Below are 3,369 nucleotides of genomic sequence, written 5' to 3' on the forward strand. Positions count from 1 at the left end.
TTGGGGGCGAAGCCCCCATATTAATTTTCAGGGAAGCGCTGGAGATTTTTGCCTATAGATGTTTGGCATATTTCCTTTTGGAAAAATATGCGCTTTTGTTGTAATTAGCGCTTCCTTAGCGGCTTCAGCCTCTTTGGGGTTGTGATTTCCGCCTTTTCGTGTAAATTAAGAAGGCGTTCGTCGGGCTGCCGCAGCAGGATGAGCTTCCGGTTTTCCGGGTAATCCGGATTTGATGGCCAAGCCTGCTGCGGTCCGGCCCCATGTCCTTTTGTGCCGCGTCGGTACGGGAGGCTGGGAAATAGTTTTGCCGTCCTGGAGGAAAGAACGATGCGTTGGATTATTTTGGCGTTATCCTTGGGAACGTTTGTTCTGTCGATGATTCACAGCGTGTTCATGCTCTTCGGCCTCTTTCCGGTGAGCTCCGGATCCATGCCGCCGTGGCTGGTCGGGGCCCTGACGATCACATCCGCCGTATTTGCCATGATCGGCGGGATCGTCGCCTTCAACCGGAACCGGATGGGCAGTGTCTATCTGATGCTGGGGGCCCTGCTCTGCATCGTCTCTCCCTCCGAGTTCTGGATCTACGGGAGCCTGTACCTGATCGCCACGGTCCTCTGCTTTTTCCTTCCTCGCCGCTCCGATTTCGCGGACGATGAGGATGACTATGGGGAGGACGAGCCCGATGCCCCCGAGGAGGAGCTGATCGATCCCCGGGAACTGCGGCGGAGGCGTCGGGAGCAGCAGGCGCGGGTCGCCTCCGCCCCGCAGGAGAGGGAGAGGACGGTCCCGCTCCCCACGATGCCGGAGGAGCTGCCCAAGGTACGGAGGAGGAGCTCCAAGACCTGCCCCACCTGCGGCGCCAACGTCGCGATCGACCACCGCTATTGTCCGACCTGCGGGTCCTCCCTGCATATTCCCGCCGATGCGGGCCCGGAGGAGCCCGCGGTCCCCGAGCCGCCGAAACACGAGGCGGTCCCTTATGCCGAAGAGCCGGTCGCCGAGGCTGTCGATACCGTCCGGGGCCCGGTTGTTTCCCCTCCCGACGAGGCGGAGGACGAAGTTCCCCCGGAGCCCCTGGAGGACCTGTTCTGTCCGCCCGAGACGGAGGAGTTTCAGGTTACCGCTCCGCACAAGGTGTTCGTCAGGCCCCGGAAGGAGAATGTGTCCGTCCCGATACGTCCGCTGAACATCGACCCCGACGCCTCCTATCAGGAGTTTTCCCAATACGCGCGGCGGAGAAAGCGGCGGACCCGCTCCCTGGGGCGCCGGTTCGCGGGGGTCCTGATCCTGCTGGGGGTGATCGGGGGGGCGACGTGGTTCCTTCTGGGGCTGCGGAAGCTGCCGGAGAACCAGCTTCCCGTGCGTCCGGAACCTGCCCCGGAGCAGCCGGCCCCGCCTTTGCCCTCGCCCGTGGTGAATAGCATCGATGTCGCCCGGCCCCTCGGACCGTCCATCGACCTGCCGTCCCTGACGATTCACGAGAAGCCTGCGCGCGGCAGGGTGATGGGGTCGAACGTGAACCTGAGGGAGGATCACTCCACCACCTCGAAGTCCGTCGTGCGCCTGCAGACGAACGACCAGGCCGAGATTCTCGAGACCTGGGAGGGCACATCCGGGTCGCTCTCGGGCGTCTGGTATCGGGTCCGTACCGGGGCCAACAAGGAGGGCTGGATCTACGGGCAATATTTCCTGCCCATGGGCGAGGCGCTTCCCAAGGGGTATACGGACGTGCTGCTGAGGTCCTTCGGGGCCAACAAGGCGGAGATGATTGCGACCCTGGGGCAGCCGGCCCGGAGCAAGGGGGCCTCCCTGGGCTGGCAGGGGCTGACTGCCACACTGAACGGCGATGCGGTCACCCGGCTTCAGCTCACCTCCTCCGGCCGAGAGCTGAAGAACGGGGTCAGGGTCGGGATGACGCAGGCGGAGCTTCTCCGGGCCATGGGGTACCCGTACCAGTTGGGCTCCGGTCAGTGGCGCTACGCCGAGTCGGACGGCCGGGGAATGAGCGTCCACTTCGGGAAGGACGGGGCGGTGAAGAGCGTTACGGTAGGCAGGCCTTAGCTCGAGCCCCTGGTCGTCCCGGGCGAATGACGGGAGCCCTTCGCCGGCCGATGGCGGAGCCCTCGCGGGCTCGACCGAGTTGGAATCGTTTTGCCACGTCGCGGCCGCTGTTCCCGCCTCGCGAGCCTGTTCCGTACCCAACCCGAAGTCGGGCGGGGCTTTTGTGTTGACGAATCGACTGTCTGTGCGTAGAATTATTGAGTTCTATACGGCGCATGGCCGGGGCGCAATCTCCCGGGCGGTCCTTCGGGACCCTGCGGGGGAGCCTTGAGCCAGCGGAAGGAGGAAAATGATCGTGTATGCAGTTTTGGAGACCGGCGGCAAACAGTATCGTGTTCAGGTGGGGGACAGATTCCGCGTCGAACGCCTGGACGGGGCCGCGGGGGACGAGGTCGTTTTGGACAAGGTCCTGATGGTGGGCGGCGACAGCGGGACGAAGTTCGGGACTCCCTATGTCGCGGGCGCCAGCGTCCGGGCGGAGATCCTCGCCCAGGCCCGGGACAAGAAGGTCATCGTGTTCAAGTACAAGAGCAAGAAGAACTATCGCCGCCTGCGCGGGCATCGGCAGTATTTCACCGAGGTCGTCATCCGCGGGATCGACGGCTAGCCAGTCGGGCCGCGCCCCATGGTTCGGGTCACCCTTTACTGGGGCGGAAGCGCGCTTGTCGGTTTGGAGAGCCTGGGACATTCCGGGAGCGCTCCGAGGGGGCAGGATGTCGTCTGTGCGGCGGTTTCCGCTCTGGTCCACGGCCTTCTGCTTGGGCTTTCCGAGGTGGCGGAGGTGCGGGATCTGCGCTGCGAGGCCGACCCCGACGTCCCGCTGATCTGGGTGTCCTGGCCCGAGGAGGTTGCGGATTCCCTGGACCTTCTGACGCGGACGGTCGCGCTGTCCCTGAAGGAGATAGAGTCCGGCTATCCCGGATATGTGAGCATCACGGAGGTGCAAAGATGATCTTTCGTTTCGACATACAGTTTTTTGCCCATAAGAAGGGGCAGGGCAGTTCCACCAACGGCAGGGACAGCAACCCCAAGTACAGGGGGATCAAGGTCTACGCCGGCACGGAGGTGACGGCGGGGAGCATCCTGGTCCGGCAGTGCGGGACCAGGGTCCATCCTGGGAAACACGTCGGGCTGGGACGCGATTTCACCCTCTTCGCCCTGCTTCCGGGCAGGGTGGAATACGCCACCCGCGGGGACCGCAAGTACGTCTCCATCGTTCCGGACGCCGCCCGGTAAATTCTTCCCCGGCCCGCTATGAGTCGGGGCTGACTTGAGGTCTCGAGTTTCGTTTGGGCTTCAATCTACTTT

At 63.8% G+C, this 3,369-nt stretch carries 4 protein-coding genes; all 4 read left to right on the forward strand.

What is annotated here, in order from left to right:
* Nucleotides 1-375 precede the first annotated feature (375 nt).
* The 4 genes from Q0176_RS10375 to rpmA all read left to right on the forward strand — a co-directional run bounded on the left by Q0176_RS10375 (nt 376) and on the right by rpmA (nt 3,297).
* Entirely contained in the window at nt 376-2,061 is a 1,686-nt protein-coding gene (locus tag Q0176_RS10375; RefSeq protein ID WP_299302559.1) for an SH3 domain-containing protein, read from the forward strand.
* A 295-nt stretch (nt 2,062-2,356) separates the two neighbouring features.
* Nucleotides 2,357-2,668: a 50S ribosomal protein L21 gene (gene rplU, locus Q0176_RS10380; protein WP_299302562.1), complete on the forward strand. Its 312-nt coding sequence runs from the start codon at nt 2,357-2,359 to the stop codon at nt 2,666-2,668.
* Between the two features lie 18 nt (nt 2,669-2,686).
* Nucleotides 2,687-3,013 (forward strand): ribosomal-processing cysteine protease Prp, encoded by a 327-nt coding sequence (locus Q0176_RS10385; protein WP_299302565.1) that lies wholly within the window; start codon nt 2,687-2,689, stop codon nt 3,011-3,013.
* Nucleotides 3,010-3,297 (forward strand): 50S ribosomal protein L27, encoded by a 288-nt coding sequence (rpmA, locus tag Q0176_RS10390; protein ID WP_299075726.1) that lies wholly within the window; start codon nt 3,010-3,012, stop codon nt 3,295-3,297. Before Q0176_RS10385 ends, rpmA begins: the two co-directional genes overlap by 4 nt.
* The last annotated feature ends 72 nt before the right edge of the window (nt 3,298-3,369 follow it).

Source organism: uncultured Fretibacterium sp., assembly GCF_938040765.1.
GTDB lineage: Bacteria > Synergistota > Synergistia > Synergistales > Aminobacteriaceae > CAJPSE01.

Coding starts and splice junctions, on each gene's coding strand:
- Q0176_RS10375 (WP_299302559.1), top strand. CDS start 376: ATGATTCACAGCGTGTTCATGCTCTTCGGCCTCTTTCCGGTGAGCTCC.
- Q0176_RS10385 (WP_299302565.1), top strand. CDS start 2,687: ATGGTTCGGGTCACCCTTTACTGGGGCGGAAGCGCGCTTGTCGGTTTG.
- rpmA (WP_299075726.1), top strand. CDS start 3,010: ATGATCTTTCGTTTCGACATACAGTTTTTTGCCCATAAGAAGGGGCAG.